Raw genomic sequence first — 18,442 nt, 5'->3', positions numbered from 1 at the left:
GACGACCCGGCCGGCCCCGCCCTGCCCCGCCGCGTCAGAAGACGCGGACGCCGGGTGCGGTGTCCCAGAGCATGTCGGCGTTCGGGCCGCCGACGGAGCCCCTGCCGGTGCCGTAGTAGACGAACGCCTGGTAGTCGATGGGACGCAGGAGGTCGGAGAGTCCGTCGCCGTTCACATCGCCCGTCGCGATCACCGGCTCGTCGCTGGGCCAGGCGTAGGGCAGCTTCTTGCGCGGAGTGAAGCCGCCCCTGCCGTTGCCCGCGTACAGCCACAGCGCACGGGATCCGTCGCGGGCCAGCAGGTCGGACTTGCCGTCGCCGTTCATGTCGCCCGGCGAGACCATCTGGTTCAGGGCGTTCCAGCCGCTGCCGGCGAGCTTGCGCGCGCCGAAGACGCCGTTGCCCTTGCCCGGGTACAGCCAGAGCTTCCCGGCGGTGTCGCGGGCCAGCAGATCCCTGCGGCCGTCACCGCTCAGGTCCCCGGCCGCACTGATCTCGCGCATGCCGTTCCAGCCGCCGCCGACCTTCTTCCGCGCCCCGAAGGCGCCGTCGCCCCGCCCGGGGTAGAACCACAGCACGCCGGACCTGTCACGGGCGTACACGTCCTCCTTGGCGTCCCCGTTGTAGTCGCCGTGCCGGACCAGCTGCGTCATGGCGTTCCAGCCGCTCCCGACGAGCTTGCCCTTGGTGCTCCCGTCGGCGTTGCCGATGCCCGACAGGAACCACAGACGGCCGTCCGCCGCGCGCTCCAGGAGATCGGGGCGCCCGTCGTTGTTCAGGTCCCCGAAGCGCGCCGCGTCGGGCAGCCCCTCGGGCCGCTTCTCCTCCGGCTGGCGGTACCAGTCCATCCAGGGGACGCCCTGGACGGCCTCGTACTCGGTGGTGGCGACCCGCATCGAGCTGATCTTGTTGTCGAACGTGCCGCCGAAGGCACCGCCGCTGAGCTCGATGGCCCCGTTGTGCGGGCTGATGAGCAGCGAGTCACCGCCCGTGTACTTGGCGCCGGTGTACGCGACCGCCCACTTGCCGCTGTTGTTGACCAGCGACGAGGCCTTGTTGTCGAAGGCGCCCAGGGTGGCCTGGCTCGACGGGACGATCTTCATCTCGCCCTTGTACTGGCCGTACTGGAAGAGGCACAGCTTCCCCGAGGGGCAGCGGGCCGAGTTGTCCGCGGCCGCCGCCTGCGGGGCGGTGCCGGTCACCGTGGCCAGGGACGCGGCGACGGCCACCACGGCACCGAGGGCGCGGCGGGCTGCGGTGCGGCGGAGGGTGGGGAGTTCGCCAGGGGCGATGCGGCCCGGCAGGGTGCGAAGCATGGTCGGTCTCCGTTCGGTCCGGCGGACCGGGCCCGCAGGTCCGGGGCCCGGTCCGCCGGGAGGAAGGTGGGAAGCGGCCCGGCGCCAACCGCGGTATCGGCAGCGGCAGCGGCAGCGAGGGCCACGGGGAGGAGCAGGACGCCCGACGTGCCGCCGCAGGAGCGCGACGCCCGGCGTGGGGGCAGCGGGTCAGAAGACCAGGACGCCCGATTGCAGGTTGCCGAAGACCTTCGCGGCCTTCAGGCCTCCGCCCGCCGCGCCGGTTCCGGGATAGACGCGCAGCGAGGTCTCGCGCGGGTCGTGCGCGATCAGGTCCGGTCGCCCGTCGCCGGTGGTGTCGCCGAGGCCGGCCAGCTCGGTGAACCTGTTCCAGCCGGCGCCGACGAGGGTGCGGGCGCCGAAGCCGCCCGTGCCGTTGCCGGGGTAGAACCAGAGCTTCCCGGCGGTGTCGCGGGCCACGAGGTCGGCGCGCCTGTCGCTGTTCATGTCGCCCGCGCCGACGAGTTCGTTCATGGCCTTCCAGCCACCGCCGACCTTCTTGCGGCTGCCGAAGGAACCCTTGCCGTCGCCCGGATACGTCCACAGGGTGCCCGTACGGTCGGCGGCGAGCAGATCGGCCCGGCCGTCGCCCGTCAGATCACCGGCGGCCGCGAGGTCGCGCATGGTGTTCCAGCCGCCGCCGACCCGCACGCGCGTGCCGGTCGTCCCGTCGCCCCGGCCGGGGTAGAACCACAGCACCCCGGACTTGTCACGGGCGAACAGGTCCTCCTTGACGTCCCCGTCGTAGTCGCCGTGCCGGACCAGTTGCGTCATGGCGTTCCAGCCGCTGCCGACGAGCCTGGTGGTGCCCTGGCTGCTGTGCGCGTGGGAGGTCCACAGCTGCCCGTACTTGTTCCGGGACAGGAAGTCGGCGTACCCGTCGCCGTTCACATCGCCGAAGGCCCCGTGCTCGGGCAGCGCGGCCGGCCGGGGCTTGGGCTCGCTGTCCCACTGGTACATCGGGTACCGGCTCTCCCCCGCGCAGAACCGGTCCGCCTCGGGCCCCAGGTCGAGCGAGCTGACCGCGTTGTCGAGCTCGGGCGTCGCGCTCTCGTCGAAGGAGCCGTGCCCCGGGTAGAAGTGGGTGCCGCCCTCGCGCGGGTCGAGCCCGGCGGCGAGCGTGAAGCACACGGCCCAGTCGGTGTAGTTGGCGTAGGAGCTGATGCGGTTGTCCCACGCGCCGAGGTTCAGCAAGCTGCCCTTGACGACCAGCATCTGCCCCTTGCCCACCGGATCACTGAAGACGCAGAGGCTGCCCCATGGGCAACGGTCGTAGCCGCTCGCGGCCTGGGCGGGCGCGGAGACGGCGGTCGCGATGATCCCGGCCGCGGCACCGGCCGTCAGGACAGCACGAAAGGCACGCGAGAAAGTCGGACGCACTCAGTTTCCCCCGGGGTGCGCTGTGCCGGGGCGCGCCTGCGCGCAGGCCTCCGACACGTGAATGTTGTGTGCATGATAGACGCACGGCGCCACTCGAACACACACAACCTCCACGGGCCCCGGGGGCCCCATGAGTCCGGCCGGAACAGGCAACAGCACAGGATCGCCGCACACTTGACCGCCCATCACGCCCGTGACGACACGACATTGCATCTCGTCACGGCACGCGGCGAAGCCGCCCGTCAGAGCGGCCCGAGAACTCCGAGCTCGACTTCCTCATAGACGTTCGACCACCAGGTGGACTCATCCGAGAATGCCGCCGCATCGACCCGCTCAAGGGCACCCTTCAGGCGTACACCTTCCTCGATCACAGCGTCCTCATCGATGTCACCTGAAGCATCGAGCGGAGCAGGGCCGGAAACGAAACCACTCCATTTCTCCAGGAAATGAAAAAAGCTGCCCAGCCCAGAATTGACGAAACGCAACTGCCCGCCGTCAGGACCCTGAATGAAAACCTCACCCGCTTGCGAGAGGAGGTACGTGCCGGAGATGTCGTCGTCCTGGGAGCCCAGTTTGAAGTACGTTTCGCCGCCTGTCTCGACCGAGGCCAACATGACGGACTGGTCCGTGTAGAACATTCCGTCGACGACTTTCGAGAGCGAGCAGCCCCTGAGTGACGTCAAGAAAGCATCGGAGATTCCATTGACTCGACTGGTATCAACAGCCGTGACGACGTCGCCGACCGTTTCGAGAGTTCCCTTAGCCATACCAGAACTGTAGCATCCCCGCCCTCCTCGGACACCGCAAAACCGGGCCGCCAAGGGGATCTTCCCTCTTGACGACCCGGCCTACTTCCCGCCCGCAGAGCTACCGCCGCTAGTCGAAAACACCTCTTCGTATTTGCGTCAACCCACGTCTCAGCGCGTTCATTCCAGCACGTCTCGACGTGGACTCCGCACCGTATTCAAAGGTATGCGTCACCGCCGCGTTCGTGAACTGATTCAAAAAGTTTGTGCAATTCGCGTAAGTACAGGGCTCGAGTTCCGTGTACACGCGCTTGACAGATTCGGCACTGATATTCAACTGCTTGAGCTGGTCCCACGCCATTTTCTCGGCATGCTTCGGCCCACTTCTCGCCACAATCGTCTGCAGACTTCCACTGGCGTCTTCGTATTCCCAGACCGAGACATTGCGACCACTCCGCGTCCAGCCGTTCGCCTTTCGCGCTTCAATGGCCATCATGCTCAGATCCGTCGATCCGTAATCAACCTGGCAACTGCTGACGTTGTGGACCAGGACCGGTGTGGCCCCCGCCAGCACGTAGTACGTGTGCAGCATGCCGACGGTCAGGTTGTGCACCGTCGCATCGAGCGCCGTCCAGCGCGTCACCGCTGTGATCTGGACCAGCGTGCCGGCGCCGGTGCGCAGCCACTCCCCCGACTTGAGGTCGGTCGCGTTGATCCACTCACCGAGTTCCGGGACCCAGAAGGGGTGCTTGTCGGTCGCGGTGACCTCTGCGGTCTTCGAACCCTTCTTGCCGTCTACATCGATGACGACCTTGACCAGGTGTTTGACGCCCTTGCCCAGGATCTCGGCGGTGACCGTCTCTGCCTGTGTCTCGCCCGTCTCAGGATCGGTCGCCAGAACCCTGTCGCCTGCCCTGACATCCTTGATCGCCTTGGCGGAACCGTCCGCCATCAGGACCTTGGTATCCGGCGTGAAGCTGTTGCAGGTGGCGCCTTCGCCCGCGCCGTCGGCCCCGCCGGACTCGCTTCCCGAGTCCTCCTTGCCCGACTTGCTGCGGGATCCCCCGGACTTGTTCTCCGCCTTGCCTCCGCCTGACGAGCCCTTGGAATGTGCGCTCCGACCCGACTTGACCTGGGCCGGATTGCCCCGGGCGCCCTTCGAACCGGTGCTGGTCTTCTTCTTGACCGCCGCCGCGGCGCGTTTCGCTGCTTCTCTCGCCTTGCGTTTCGCCTCCGCCGCGGCCGCCTCCGCGGCCTTCTTCGCCTTGATCAGGGCGACCTTCGCCGCCTTGGCCGCCTTCATGCCGATCTCGGCGACGCGCTTGGCCGCACGGAACGCCTTGACCGCGCTCATCGTGCCCTTGAAGGCACGCCACATCTTCTTGCCCTTGGAGAAGACGCTGGTCCACGGGATGGCGTCCATCAGGAGACTGCCGCAGGCCCACAGGTCGCCCTGGGTGAAGCAGCCGACCACGTCGTTCCAGCCGATGAACTCCTTGAAGACGGCCCAGCCGGTCGCCAGGATGACGTCGCCGATCGAGCGGTTCAGCGTCTTCTGGTACTCGGCGATCTTCGCGTCGAGCGCGGCGATGGACGCGTCGAAGCTGGAGGCCGAGGAGGTCAGACCGGACGGGTCGGCGTGGGTCACCGGGTTGTTGTTGGCGTACGAGTAGCCGTTGGCCTGCAACGGGTCACTGTCGTCCAGGACGGGGTCCGCCGAGATGAAGCGGCCCGTCCCCGGGTCGTACTCGCGGGCGCCCATGTGCGTCAGGCCGGTCTCGTTGTCCTCGTCACCGGTGTGGAACCCGGTGTGCGTGCGCGGCGCGATGTTCACGGCGCGGTCCTCGCCCCACGGGTCCCTCTTCGTGACGCGCACGGTCATGCCGGAGTCGAGGCGGACCTCCGCCACCGGTGTGCCGTTGAGGTCCGTCGCCTGGGCGAACAGGTACTCGCTGAAGCCGGACGAGTTGTTGGTGCTCTCGCGGTAGCGGGTCACCGCCGGGCCGCCGATGCCGGCGTAGGTGCGCTCGGTATAGCGGAGCTTGCCCGTGGTGGTCACGGAGACCTTGGTGTCGGGCAGGTTCAGGACCGCGCCCGCGCTGGTGCGCTCCAGCAGCCGGTTGCCCATGGCGTCGTAGACGTACGTCGTCTTCGAGGCCGGCTTCCACAGCTGGGTCGCGGCGGTCGCGTTGCAGGCCGCGAGCGTCAGGTCGGTGCCGGCCGTCGACGCCGGGGCGGACAGGCAGAGGTTCGCCGAGAGGTTCTTGATCTGGCCGGTGGGCAGGGTCTGCCAGCGCTGCGTCGCCACGGCGATGTCGCAGGCCTGGACGAGGACCGGTGCGGCGGCTGCGGTGGTCGTCGGCTGGGCGCACTTCCCGCCGACCATGAGCGCGCCGATCGTGGCGTCCTCGACGGTGCCGTTCCTGTCGGCGTCGGCTGCCTGGAGGCGGAAGGTCTGCGCCTTGCTGCCGTTGCACACGTAGATCTGGACGGCGGTGCCCGCGTTCGGGACGCCGCCCGCGAGGTCCAGGCACATCTCGCCGGTGCCGACGAAGGGGCCCGAGCCGTCCGCGCCGAACCCCGTCACGGACTCGACCTTGCCGTCCCAGGTCCAGGTCAGGGCCTGGGCGGTGTCGCCGCCGGTGCTGCGCTTCTCCAGGTCGCCCGCGCTGTCGTAGGTCTGCTCCGAACGGGCCTTGACCGTCGCTCCGGCCGCCGTAGTCGACGTCGTGGTGTACGAGGTCAGGGTGTGCGGCTGGTCGTTCTTCGCCGTGTCGCTGGTGCCGTAGGCGTAGTCGGTGACGACGTCGCCCTTGGTGTCGCGCACCCCGCCGGTGATGCTCGGGGTGGCCTGGTACGCCGTCTTGCGGGTGCGGTTGCCCAGGACGTCGTACTCGTAGGACTGCCAGTAGCCCGCGTTGTCGGCGGAGACGTTGACCGTGCCGTCGGAGTAGACGGGCTCGGCGGTGCTCTTGCCGGTGGCGGCGCAGGCTCCGCCGCCCGGCGTCGTCCACGCCTCCTTCAGCTGGCCCAGGGCGTCGTACTTGAAGCACTGCTGGTCGGTCGTGGCGCCCATGCGGTCGGCGACGGACAGGACGTTGCCCGAGGCGTCGTAGGAGTAGGAGCGCTTGCTGACCTCGCTGCCCGGCACGAGGGTCGTGTCGGGGGTCGGCGTCTCCCGGACGAGCCGGCTGGTGCGCAGCTCACCGGTGGACTCGTCGAAGACGTTCTCCTGCCACAGCCTGCGGCCCACCTCGCCCACGGTCGCGCGCAGCACCTGCCCGTAGGGCGAGTACGCCGTCTCGGAGGCGTACCAGTTCCTGCCGGAGACCGAGGTCGGCAGACCGGCCTTGTTGTAGCGGGTGATCACGGCTTCGGCGTCGAGGCCGCCGGCCGCCGGAGCGGTGTACTTCTCCAGCTGGCCGTCGCTGTTGTACGCGTACGCGTACGTGTACTGGGTGGCGAAGCCGTCGGCGGTCAGGCCCGCGGTGGAACCGGGGGGCAGCGCGGTGGTCATCGCCGTCGGCTGGTAGTCGGCCGTGTAGCCGCCGATGGAGGTGGTGTACGCCTTGCCGTCGTTGAGGCGGGTGGCCGAGGAGAGCTGTCCCTTGCCGCCGGTCGCGCCGTCGTAGGTGTACGACTGCACGGGGGTGGCGGTGGTGGAGCCCTTGGGCGTGACCTTCACCTGCTCGACGCGGCTCAGGCGCTCGTAGGTGTACGAGACCGTCTGGCCCCGGGCGTCGGTCGCCTTGTCCACACGGCCGTACGCGTCGTAGTCCGTGTGGGCGGCGCCCGCGTCCGGGTCGGTGGTGTCGGTGACCCGGCCCAGCGCGTCGTACGTCCAGGTCCGGGTGTGGCCGACGTCGTCGGTGCTGGTCACCATGTCGCCGCGGAGGTCGTACTCGTAGGTCGTGGTGACCGCGCCGGCCTCGGTCAGCGCGGTGTCGGCGAAGGTGTCCTGGCGGGTGGTGCGGCCCAGCGCGTCCGTCCACACCCGGGAGGCGGGCGTGCCCTGCGGCTGGCGGACGACGGTGTTGTCGAGGCCGTACTCGTAGCGGGTGCGGCGGTCCGTGGTCGGCACGGACCTGCCGCCGTTGTCGAAGGTCTGGCCCGTCTGCGGGTACGAGCTGTGTACCGGGGTGACCGTCAGGACCCGGCCCAGGCCGTCGTACGTGTACGAGGTGGCGTTGGGCACCAGCGACTCGGAGTCGGGGACGACCAGCTTGGTGTCCGGGTCGCCCTCCATGTAGTACGCGTTGCGGGTGTACCGGACCTGGCCGGAGCTGTTGTGCAGGGTGTCGGTGACCAGGCGGCCGCCGTCCACCGCGGGTGTCTGGGTCTGGCGTTCGCGGCCCAGACCGTCGTAGATCGTGGTGCTCGACTGGTAGGTGGCGTCGCCGGCGGCGGCCGTCTTGTTGTCCGCGAGCGACTCGGTCACCACGGACACGGGGTTCGAACCGCCGATGTTGTACGTGTACTTGACCGTGGGGTCGTCGGTCGGGGCCTGGGTGGCGTCCCAGGCGGCGACCGCGCGGCCGAGCGGGTCGTACGCGTAGGACTCGACGCGGTTGTTGGCGTCGGTCGACGTGAGGGTGACGCCCCGGCCGGGCTCCAGCGTGGTGATGCCGGTGAAGCCGGTCTCCGTGCCCGAGACGACGTTGCTGCCGGTGACCGTGTCGATCCGGTAGACCTGTCCGCTGTCCGGCGTGTACTTGGTCGTGTTGACGACGCCGGTCGGGTCGGTGACCTTGACGACACGGCCGGCCGGGTCGTACTCGGTCCGCGACTCGGGGTTGGCCGTCTCCCAGCCGGTGCCCGCGCCGGTCGGCGCGACCGTCTTGGTCACCAGGCCCTTGGTGGGCGCGGCGGTGTGCGAGGAGGCGCCGTCGTAGTACATGCGCGAGGCGCTGACCAGGGTGGTGGCCGTGGCGCTCGAGAGGTCGGCGGTGCAGGCGGTCGTGCCGGTGGTGGTGACGGTCTGGGCGACCAGGCCGACGAGGTAGGTGTCACCGTCGGTGTTGTGCACGTACGACGTCGTGGTGCAGGACTCGTCGCCGGTGACGGCCACGTCACCGTACTCGCGGACCTTGGTCGGCAGGCCGTAGGTGGCGTCGTAGTCGGTCCGGGTGGTGACGGTGCGCACATAGGAGCCGTCCGGTCCCTTGACCGAGGCCTTGCTGACGGTCCGGGTCTCGCCGAGCGTGACGCGCTCGGACACGACGTCCGGGCCGTCGGTGCGGTTGCGGGTGGCGAGGCGGACGGGGTTGTCGGGGACGTTGACCGTACGGGCGGTCCATCCCGTCTTCGTGTCCGCGCCGCTGTCGGGGTAGGTCAGCGACTCGGCGACCATGCCGGCGTACGCCTTGTGGTCCTCCTTGAGCTCCGTGCCGTCGATCTCGGTCGTCATGGAGCCGCGCTTGACGTCGTCCGACGCCTTCTCGGGGGTGCTGTCGGCGAGGACGTCGTCGGCCATGCCGCGGAAGTAGCGGGTCACCGACTTGGAGGCGGCGGTGCCCTCGGCACCGTCCGTGACGCCGGTGGTGGTGGTGACGACGGGGTAGCCCCGCCAGTCGTCCCAGGTGCGCTTCTTGGGACGGGAGAACTCACCTTGGTTCTTGGCCCACAGCGCGCCGTCCACGGCGTCGGGGTAGGTCTCGTACCGGTACTGCGTCACGATCTCCTTGGCGTCCGCAAGGCGCGGAAACTCGGTGATCTTGTCGACGACGTACTTGTGGAACCAGGAGATGCGCTTGTCCTCCAGCTCACCGTCCGCGTGCCAGTAGGCCGGATAGCAGAGCTGGTCGTTCTTGTCGACGGCCGCGCGGGTGGCGCCGGCGAGGCACTTGCCCTCGGGGGTCTTGTAGTCGACGTGGGTGCGGCCGCCGTACTCGGAGACGACCTCCTCGATGCGCAGCCGGGCGAACACCTCGTCCGGGTCGTCGGCGCTGACCTTCACCCGGTTCGGCAGGGCGTGCTCGTTGTGGCCGAAGGAGACCGGGTTGAGGTGGGCGGAGGAGCCGTCCACCGCGTATCCGGTGCGGCCGATGGACTCCAGCCACAGGGCGGTGTACTCGCCCGTCAGGTTCCAGGGGAACGACTGCTTCAGGCTCCAGGTGTCGACCTTGGACAGCAGGGTCGTGGTGGCCGAGTCGCCCGCGAGACCGCAGGCGTTGCGCTGGCCGCTCTCGTTGCCGTCGGCGTCGGAGGAGTACTCGGTGAGCCGGACGCCCTGCTCGCGCTGGGCGCAGGCGTCGACGGAGACCAGCCGCTTGCGCGACCAGAAGGTCGGGGCGTAGGTCTGGCACTTCTTGCCGGCCTCGCAGGACAGGTCGGCCGGGGTGTCGAACCAGGGGCGGGTGCGGTCGGACCGCTTGGAGTCGAAGTTGCTCTGCGAGCAGGCTATTTTGAAGGCGTTGTCGTCGAAGCAGCGCTCAGCGGCGTGGAAGCGCATCCGGCCGAGCGGTTCCTCGCTGAAGAGGAAGCCCGCGCGCTGGCCGTAGTCGATGTGGGTGAGGTATCCGCCGCGGTCGTAGGCGACCGGCGGCTTCTCCTTCATGTTCTGCGCGTAGGTGTTCCGCTCCTTCTCCCACCACAGCGTCATCGCGCTGCCCGTGGCGTCCACGACGTAGTCGAGCTGGAAGCGCCAGCCCTGGTCGCAGAAGGAGTCCTTGAACGCCGGCTTGTAGCAGGGGTCGGTGTCGTGGTTGCCGGCAACCGGCACCGACAGCACCGAGTTCGTCTCCGGCTTGCCCGCGGTCCAGCCCGGCAGCCGGTTCAGGCCGAAGTAGTACTGCGTGCCGTCGTCGGTGGTGACGCGCCAGAACTCGCCGTTGTCGTCCCCGTTGGCCGAGCCGTCGATCCCGGTGATCCGCTTGTAGTCGGCGGAGTCGAGCAGCTCGACGCGCAGGTTGTCGCCGCGTGCGCTCTTCCACTGCTTGGTGATGTCGTCGCGGACCAGCTCGGTCGTGGTGCCGTTCAGGGAGAGCACCGCGTTGTACGAGCCCCAGCACTGGTCGCCGGTGAAGTGGCCCTTGTTGTTGGCGTTCGCGGTGTCGGCGGCGCAGCCCACGAAGGTCCGGGTGATGGAACCGGGGTTGTAGTCCCAGCCCTCGCCGACCCAGGAGACCTGGTTGTTGGTGGAGGACGTCCGTCCGTCCGAGGTCTGCGAGTTGTAGCTGAGGGTGACGTTGGGCGACGGGCCCGCCGGGACCTGCGGGGCGGCCATCGTGTACGCGTAGGTGAACGCGCCGGAGGAGCCTCCGGCCGTCCAGGAGCCCGCGGAGACGATCGGGCTGGCGCCGAAGTCACCGCCGGAGCCGGCGCCGTAGGAGCTGCCCATGAGGAGGCCGCCGCCCGAGGCGTCGGCGATCTGCCGTACGGCGTCCGCGGGACGGCCGGCGTGCCAGACCGCGGAGCTGACCGCCGAGTCGTTGCCCCGTGCGACGGCTGCGTCGGCGTTCGTCGCGGACGCGGACGTGGTCCCCGACAGGGCCTGCAATTGCGCCGTGTCCAAGGTGATGTCGACGAAGGTCTCCGGCACCGCCTTGTGGGCGTCGGTGGAGCCGACCACCTCGTCGGCCGCGCCGTCCTCACCGGTGTCGGCCTCGGAGCCCGAGGAGTCTCCGGCGTCCACCGCCACGTCGACGGTCCGGCCGGTGCGCTTCACGTCGGTGCCGACCGGGATGCCGGTGGAGCACTCCTCGACGTCGGGCGTCTCGGCGTAGCAGGACGGCATGAGGGTGAAGGAGAGCCGGTCGAGCCACTGGGCGCTGTAGGTCTCGGCGAGCTTGGTGGCGTCGATGGAGACGACCGCTTCGCCGGTCGCGGTGTCGGGCGCGTCGACGGCGAGCATGAAGCCCTGCGCGCCGTTGGCCACGGCCGTGTCCTCGGACGCGGCGGCGACGCTCCACTGGCCTTCGAGGGCGTCGGCCTGGGCGGCGGAGGCGCCCGCGGGCGCGCCGACCCCGATGGTCATGACGCCGTCGGCGGACTTGGCGACCTCGGTGGTGGTTCCGGCGGCCATGGTGTCGACGGTCTTGCTGCCGGAGGCCTCGGGGACCTCGGCGACGGCCGCCGGCTCATAGGGGCTCGCGGGCTCCGTCTTGGCCTGGCCCGACAGTTCCCCGAGGGCGTCGGTGCCCTGCTCGTCGAGCGGGACCGGGTCCGTCTTCTGGAGTTCGGCGAGGTCGACCGGTGTGCGGGTGTCGTCGGGGCCGAAGGCCACGGCACCGGGCAGGAGGGTCACATTGAGGGCAAGGACCAGTCCGGCTATGACACCGACCCTGGTTCTACGACGGACCAGGCGCTCACGCGGCGATCTCGCCAGCGAACCCTTCCCGCACCACGACAGCACCGCACGCACGGTCAATTGACCCTTTCCGAGTCATAAACCATCAGAAACACGCGGACCGATGGCACATGGTGATCAGCAAATTACGAACCGAGCACGAACATAAAGGTGCTGTGAAGATCCACGTCAAGCTGTGCTGAATCCGTGTTAGCTATGTCACTGATCAAAATCAGACAAAGATCGGCAAAGAATCTCCACAGGGCTCTTTACGCGGACCTTGCCGACTCGGGCCCGGCCGAAGGGTGTTGATCTCACCCGGAGTAGCTGTTCATACTCCAACCGCCCAATCCGACGCGTCGCAGGCTCGTCACGGCTTGTCACCAGGCCCGAGGGCACCCCTGGAAGACATGCCGCGGCGTTCCCACGCCCCGGCCCAGCCTGTTGGAGAAGGGCCCTTGAGCGACCTCGACAAGCACACGGACTCAAGTCCGCCCGGTGAACGCCGTGTTCGGCGCGCACTGGCCGCCGCCGTCGCGCTCGCCGTGCTGGCGGCCGGCGGCGCCGCCGTGCTCTCGCTGCGCGACGACGACGCGCCCTCCGACGCGAGGACCGGTCGGGCCGCCCACCCGGTCGACGAGGACGAGGCCCAGCGCAGGGCCCGCAAGAGCGGCAAGAAGGTCGAAGTCGCCACGCTCACCGACGAGTTCTCCACGACGTACGCCCAGCCCGACGGCTCGTTCACCTACACGGCGTCGGTCGCACCCGTGCGCGCGAAGAACGCCGAAGGCGTGTGGGCACCCGTCGACACCACGCTCGAACACGACGGCGACGGCAAGGCCTGGCACACCGTCAACAGCCCTTATCCCGTGACCTTCGCGGCCGGTGACCCCGACCGCGCCCCGGCCCGCACGGCGGCGGCCCGCACCTCCGGCTCCACGGCCCGCACGGCGGTCTTCCGGACCGGTACCGCCACCGGCACCGGCACGGCCGAGCCGATCGACGACGCGGCCGACGGCCCGTGGACCCGGCTTCTGACGATGGACGCCGAGGGCCACGAGATCGACTTCGACTGGCCCGGCACCCTGCCGGAGCCGGTCGTCGAGAACAACCGGGCGCTGTACGAGGGCGTCCTGCCCGGCGTGGACCTCATGCTGTCCGCCCGTGACACCGGCTTCACCCACGTCCTCGTCGTCCACACGCCCGAGGCGGCCGCCCGGCTGGCCGACGCTCCGCCGCGCTACCGCGTCACCTCGTCCAGCCTCGGCTTCGTCCTCGATCCGTCGACCCACATGCTCCTGGCCAAGGACAGCACGGGGGCCGAACTGGCCGTCTCCCCCACGCCGTTCCTGTGGGACTCCGCCGGGACGCACGACACGGACCCCGGCACCGGCACCGCCGACCCGCAGACCGCGACCGGCTCGAACGAGGATCCCGAGGTGGTGGCGGACCCGGCCGCCTACACCGCGGACCCGGCGGCCACCGGGACCCTCGCCCTGCCCGCCGTGAACGGCCCCGGCGAAGGCGCCCACGCGGCCACCGCGGCGGCCGGTTTCGACCCCGCCTCCGGCGTCCTGACCGTCACCCCGCCGAAGAACTACCTCACCGGCACCGAGAACCTGACCTACCCGCTCTTCGTCGACCCCTCGACGACCGGCGTCCGTGCCAACTGGACCACCGTGTACAAGCGTTACCCGGGTTCCAGCTTCTACGACGGCGCCAACTACAACGAGGACACCAAGGAAGCACGGGTCGGCTTCGAGAAGGACACCTGGGGCACCGCCCGGTCCTTCTTCAAGATGAAGATCAAGAGCTCGATCAAGGGCGCGACGGTCTCCAGCGCCACCCTGAAGGTCCTCGAGACCCACTCCTGGTCGTGCAGCAAGCGCACCGTGCAGATCTGGCGCACCGACCCGTTCGGCACGAAGACCACCTGGAACAACCAGCCCGCCTGGAAGAAGAAGATCACTTCCAAGTCCTTCGCCTACGGCTGGAAGTCCAACAGCTCCTGCCCCGACGCCTACGTCAACTTCACCGTCACCTCGCTGGCCCAGGAGGTCGCCGACAACGGCTGGACCGACTTCAACGTCGGACTGGTGGCCTCCACCGCGTCCTCCGCTCCGACGAGCGCCTCCAGCAGCCTGGAGACGGACACCTACTCCTGGAAGAAGTTCAAGGCGGAAGAGGGCGGATCGCCCACGGTGTCCATCAACTACAACCGCAGGCCCTACACGCCGACCACGCTCACCATGAGCCCCGGCTCCTGCGACACCAGCGCCGCCCCGTACATCAAGATCGGCAAGTCGGCGAACATCTCCATCGGCGCCAAGGCCACCGACCCGGACGGCGTGCTCAAGGAGCTGGAGTTCGAACTCACGCGGACGGACACCGGCGCGAAGACCGTCTTCCGCCGGCCGACGACCAGCGGCACCCCCATCGCGGCCGTCCTCTCGGGCCTCGCCAACGGCGTCACCTACCAGTGGCGGGTCCGCGCCTGGGACGCCGACGCCGCGAGCCCCTGGGCCCCGACGAGCGGCACGCTCTACTGCCGTTTCGTCTACGACTCGGCGCTGCCCGACTCCCCCGCACCGGTCGTCTCCACGGACTTCCCCGGCGACCAGGACGAGGACGGCAACCCCGAAACCTGGTCGGTCGAGCCCTTCGGCGGCAACGGCGGCAGCTTCACGTTCGCGGTCGGCGACACCGCCGAGACGGACATCGTGAAGTTCGCCTACTCCATCAACTCCACCAGCTACGCCGGCTACGTCTGCGCGGGCGGCAAGCAGGGCACCTCGGGCGGTCTCACGGCCTCCTGCACCACGCCCGTGAAATCGGTCACCGTCACGGGCGTCAAGCCACCGGCCGCAGGTCCCAACACGCTGTACGTCAAGGAGTTCGACGCGGCGGGCAACGCCTCCCCGAATCCCCGGAAGTACTTCTTCTACGTCAAGCCCCGCACGGTCGCGGACGGCCCCGGCGACCTGAACGGCGACGGCACGGCCGACTTCGGCCACATCACCGCCGCCGGCAACCTGTGGATCGACGCCGTGTCGCAGAACGGCACCTACTTCGCCAGCACGCTCGGGATCCACGACAAGGGGACGCTCCTGTCGGAGGGCGACACCGCCCCGCACCTGTGGAACGGCACGAGCACGTACGCCCTGATCACCCACAACGGCGACTTCGCCCCGGGCGACGGCGTCACCGACTGGATCGTGCGCACCGCCGAGGACCGGCTGTTCCTGTACCCCGGCGACGGGTACGGCGCCGTCGACGTGAGCAAGCGCGTCGAACTGCGGCTGCCGTCGAACGCCCCGGCCCCGTCCACGTTCTCCGAGATCAAGTCGGCCGGTGACATCACCGGCGACGGCAGGCCCGAACTGTTCGTGGCGGGCGGAGCGGGCGGCGCCGAACTCTGGGTCTTCACCGGTTACAGCGGCGGAAGCTTCTCCTCGGCCACCAAGCTCACGACTTCCGCCTGGGCCGACGCCGAACGGGACTTCGTGGCCATCGCCGACTACAACGGCGACGGCGCCGCCGATCTGACGTACCGCACCGCGGCGGGCAACGTCTGGCTGCGCAAGGGCGTCCTCGACAGCGACGGGACGGGCACGGTCCTCACCAGCCTGGGCACCGCCGCCGCCAGCCTGGACGGCGACAACGCCTACGTCTCCGAGACCATGACCCGCGCCGCCTTCCCCTTGCTCTACGGCACCCCGGACACGAACAACGACGGCATCCCCGACCTCGTGGCCACCAACAGCGCCGGAGCGCTCCTGCTCTACAAGGGCGGTGCCACCTCCCTCGGCGCCGCGACCACCTTGCGCACCAGCGGGTACGGCACGATCAAGCAGCTGGGCTGACCGGCGCCGCGGCCCCGGGCCGCCACGGCACCGCACGACGCCGGCGCCCCCTGCCCACCCGGGCAGGGGGCGCCGGCGCACAGCCGCCCTTCGTCCGTCCGGCGGACCCTCAGGGGCGGCCCAGCGCGCGGTACTCCCAGCCCGCGGCACGCCACCGGACCGGGTCGAGGGCGTGCCGTCCGTCGACGATCCGGCGTCCGGCGACGACCGCGCCCATGGCCTGCGGGTCGATCTCCCGGAACTCGGTCCACTCGGTGAGCAGCACCACGACATCGGCCCCCGCGGCCGCGCCGAGCACGTCCGTGCCGTAGGTCAGCTCCGGGTAGGCGCGCCGGGCGTTCCCGGTGGCCGCCGGGTCGACGACGGTCACCACCGCGCCGGCCCGGTGCAGGGTCCGGGCCACGTCCAGCGCCGGGGCGTCCCGGATGTCGTCGGAGTTCGGCTTGAACGCCGCGCCCAGCGCGGTCACCCGGACACCGGCCAGGTCGCCGCCGGCCAGCTCGCGCACCAGGTCGACGGTGCGGGCCCGGCGCCGCTGGTTGATGGCGTCGACCTCGCGCAGGAACGACACGGCCTGGCCGACGCCCAGTTCCTCGGCGCGGTGGCTGAACGCCCTGATGTCCTTGGGCAGGCAGCCGCCGCCGAAGCCGAGGCCGGGCCTGAGGAACCGTCCGCCGATCCGGTCGTCGTAGGACAGCGCCTGCGCGAGACCCGTGACGTCGGCGCCGGTCGCCTCGCAGACCTCCGCCATGGCGTTGATGTAGGAGATCTTGGTGGCCAGGAAGGAGTTGGCGGCGACCTTGACCAGTTCGGCGGTGGGCAGGTCGGTGACGACCACCGGGGTGCCCTGCTCGATCACCGGGGCGAAGGCGGCCCGCAGCTGCTCCTCGGCCCACGGGGACTGCGTGCCGAAGACCAGGCGGTCGGGCCGCAGGGTGTCGTCCACGGCGTACCCCTCGCGCAGGAACTCCGGGTTCCACGCGAGTTCGACGTCCGTGCCGGCGGGCGCCGTCCGCTGGACGAGCTCCGTCAGCCGGGCGGCGGTGCCCACCGGCACGGTGGACTTGCCGACCACCAGGGCGCGCCGGCGCAGATGCCGGGCGAGTTCCGTCACCGCGCCGTCGACGTAGGTCAGGTCCGCCGCGTACGAGCCCTGCTGCTGGGGTGTGCCCACGCAGACGAAGTGGATGTCGCCGAACTCGCCGGCGTCCTCGAAGCTGGTGGTGAAGCGCAGCCGGCCGGTGTCGAGGGCCTTCGCGAGCAGTTCCGGGAGGCCGGGTTCGAAGAAGGGCACCTCGCCCGAGCCGAGCCGTTCGATCTTGTCCGGGTCGACGTCGACGCCGAGCACGTCGAAGCCCAGGACGGCCATGCAGATGGCGTGGGTGGCGCCGAGGTAGCCGGTGCCGATGACGGTGAGGCGGGGTGCGGGTCCGCGGGTGTCGTCCGCAGGGGTCACGGTGGTCTCCAGGGGTGTCGGGGCGTGTCGGCCCGCCGCACGGGCCGGTCACGGCCTGCGGAAGGGAGGGAGAAGCAGGGGAGGAAGGTGCCGTCAGGAGGTGCAGGGAGTGTTCGCGAGGCCGTCGCCCGCGCCGTTCGCCTTGTTGTCGCAGGTGACCTTGTTGCCGTCGGACGTGAGGTGGAAGCCGTAGCCGGGGCCGTCCACGTCGGCGGTGTTGCCCCGGAAGGTGTTGCCGGTGCCCCAGCCGTCGACGATCCGGTGGGTCTGGAAGCCGTCCTGCGGGGAGTGGCTTCCGGTGTTGCCCTGCAACAGCCAGCCGTTGCCCTTCACATCGACCCAGGAGTCGTTGTTGTGGGAGCCGCTCAGTTTCGATCCGTCGAAGGTGTTGCCGACGACCTTGCCGTCGCTGGTGCCCTCCTTGATGTCGACGGACTCGGCGGTCGTGTCGCTGATGTGGTTGTTCAGCACCACGTTGCGGTCGCTGGTGTCGGGCTTGCAGGCGGTCACCGTGCACCAGTTGGACTCGGCGGTGCCGATGTAGACGCCCTCGCCGTACTTCTCACGGCGCAGCCCGGTGGTGCGGACGGTGTTGTCCCGGACCATGTTGTCCGAGCTGAATCCGCGCAGGTGGATCGCCTCGTCACCGATCTGTTCGACGGTGAGACCCTGGATGACGGTGCCCACCACACCGTCCGCCATGACGCCCTTCTGCGCGTCGCGGACCGTGAAGCCGACCAGCCGCCAGTAGGCGACGTGGTTCAGGTGGAAGGCGTATCCGTCGTCGGTGCCGCCGCCGTCCAAGACCGCGCCGGAACCGCCGCACAGGAACACCGGCTTGGCCGCCGTACCGGACGCCTCTGCGGTGAAGTTGCCGAGGTAGGTGCCGTCCGCGAGGGCGATGCTGTCGCCGGGCCGCGCCTGCGCCAGGGCCTGCTCGAGGGTGGCCGCGTCACTCACCTTGACGTCCGGCGCGGGACAGGTGACCGCCGTGTCGGGAACCGAGCCCCGGGTGGCCTGTGAGCTCTGCGCCCGTGCCGTGCCCGACCGGGTCGGCAGGGCCGACGGCGCGGCCTCGGACGCGGGGACCTCGGTCGCCCAGGACCTGGGCCCCGCGGTGCTCGCCCCGGCCGTCACCGCGGGCTCCGCCCCGCCGCCGCCCGTCACGGCGACGACGAGCGCGGCGAGCGCCACGAGGAGGGCTCCGCCGGCCAGCCAGACGGCCAGGTGCCGGGACCGGTTGTCCTCGGGGGTCGACGGCGGGGTCGGCGGCGGGGTCGACGGCGTGGTCGGCGTGGAAGACATGGGCGGCAACTCCGGTCCGTCCGGTGGGGCAGTCGGCTGGGAACGTGGCGG

7 protein-coding genes are annotated in these 18,442 nt (G+C 70.0%); 1 reads left to right on the top strand and 6 read right to left on the bottom strand.

Going from position 1 to position 18,442, the window contains the following annotated elements; genetic code table 11:
* Nucleotides 1-34 precede the first annotated feature (34 nt).
* The 4 genes from Saso_RS20455 to Saso_RS38800 all read right to left on the bottom strand — a co-directional run bounded on the left by Saso_RS20455 (nucleotide 35) and on the right by Saso_RS38800 (nucleotide 11,842).
* Complete coding sequence (locus tag Saso_RS20455) at nucleotides 35-1,315, bottom strand: FG-GAP-like repeat-containing protein (protein ID WP_189926972.1); 1,281 nt, start codon at nucleotides 1,313-1,315, stop codon at nucleotides 35-37.
* 189 nt (nucleotides 1,316-1,504) lie between these two features.
* Nucleotides 1,505-2,734: an FG-GAP-like repeat-containing protein gene (locus Saso_RS20450; protein ID WP_189926973.1), complete on the bottom strand. Its 1,230-nt coding sequence runs from the start codon at nucleotides 2,732-2,734 to the stop codon at nucleotides 1,505-1,507.
* Between the two features lie 242 nt (nucleotides 2,735-2,976).
* The gene (locus Saso_RS20445) at nucleotides 2,977-3,501 is read right to left on the bottom strand and encodes an SUKH-4 family immunity protein (protein WP_189926974.1); all 525 of its coding nucleotides are present in this window, start codon (nucleotides 3,499-3,501) and stop codon (nucleotides 2,977-2,979) included.
* Nucleotides 3,502-3,610: 109 nt separating this feature from the next.
* Nucleotides 3,611-11,842: an RHS repeat-associated core domain-containing protein gene (locus Saso_RS38800; protein WP_268253254.1), complete on the bottom strand. Its 8,232-nt coding sequence runs from the start codon at nucleotides 11,840-11,842 to the stop codon at nucleotides 3,611-3,613.
* A gap of 383 nt (nucleotides 11,843-12,225) precedes the next feature.
* Between Saso_RS38800 and Saso_RS20435 the strand changes: the two genes are divergently transcribed.
* Entirely contained in the window at nucleotides 12,226-15,630 is a 3,405-nt protein-coding gene (locus Saso_RS20435; protein WP_189926976.1) for an FG-GAP-like repeat-containing protein, read from the top strand.
* A gap of 109 nt (nucleotides 15,631-15,739) precedes the next feature.
* Here Saso_RS20435 and Saso_RS20430 read toward each other — a convergent pair whose 3' ends face one another.
* Together Saso_RS20430 and Saso_RS20425 are read right to left on the bottom strand one after the other, a co-directional pair.
* Nucleotides 15,740-17,086, bottom strand: a complete 1,347-nt coding sequence (locus Saso_RS20430) for a UDP-glucose dehydrogenase family protein (protein ID WP_189926977.1) — start codon at nucleotides 17,084-17,086, stop codon at nucleotides 15,740-15,742.
* A gap of 93 nt (nucleotides 17,087-17,179) precedes the next feature.
* Nucleotides 17,180-18,391: a right-handed parallel beta-helix repeat-containing protein gene (locus Saso_RS20425; RefSeq protein WP_189926978.1), complete on the bottom strand. Its 1,212-nt coding sequence runs from the start codon at nucleotides 18,389-18,391 to the stop codon at nucleotides 17,180-17,182.
* Between the last annotated feature and the right edge of the window lie 51 nt (nucleotides 18,392-18,442).

Source organism: Streptomyces asoensis, from assembly GCF_016860545.1.
GTDB lineage: Bacteria > Actinomycetota > Actinomycetes > Streptomycetales > Streptomycetaceae > Streptomyces > Streptomyces asoensis.
This window is presented reverse-complemented; position numbering and strand designations above follow the sequence as displayed.

What these genes read in the sequence shown, in the direction of transcription:
- Saso_RS20455 (WP_189926972.1), bottom strand. Translation starts at nt 1,315, where the DNA reads ATGCTTCGCACCCTGCCGGGCCGCATCGCCCCTGGCGAACTCCCCACC.
- Saso_RS20445 (WP_189926974.1), bottom strand. Translation starts at nt 3,501, where the DNA reads ATGGCTAAGGGAACTCTCGAAACGGTCGGCGACGTCGTCACGGCTGTT.
- Saso_RS20425 (WP_189926978.1), bottom strand. Translation starts at nt 18,391, where the DNA reads ATGTCTTCCACGCCGACCACGCCGTCGACCCCGCCGCCGACCCCGCCG.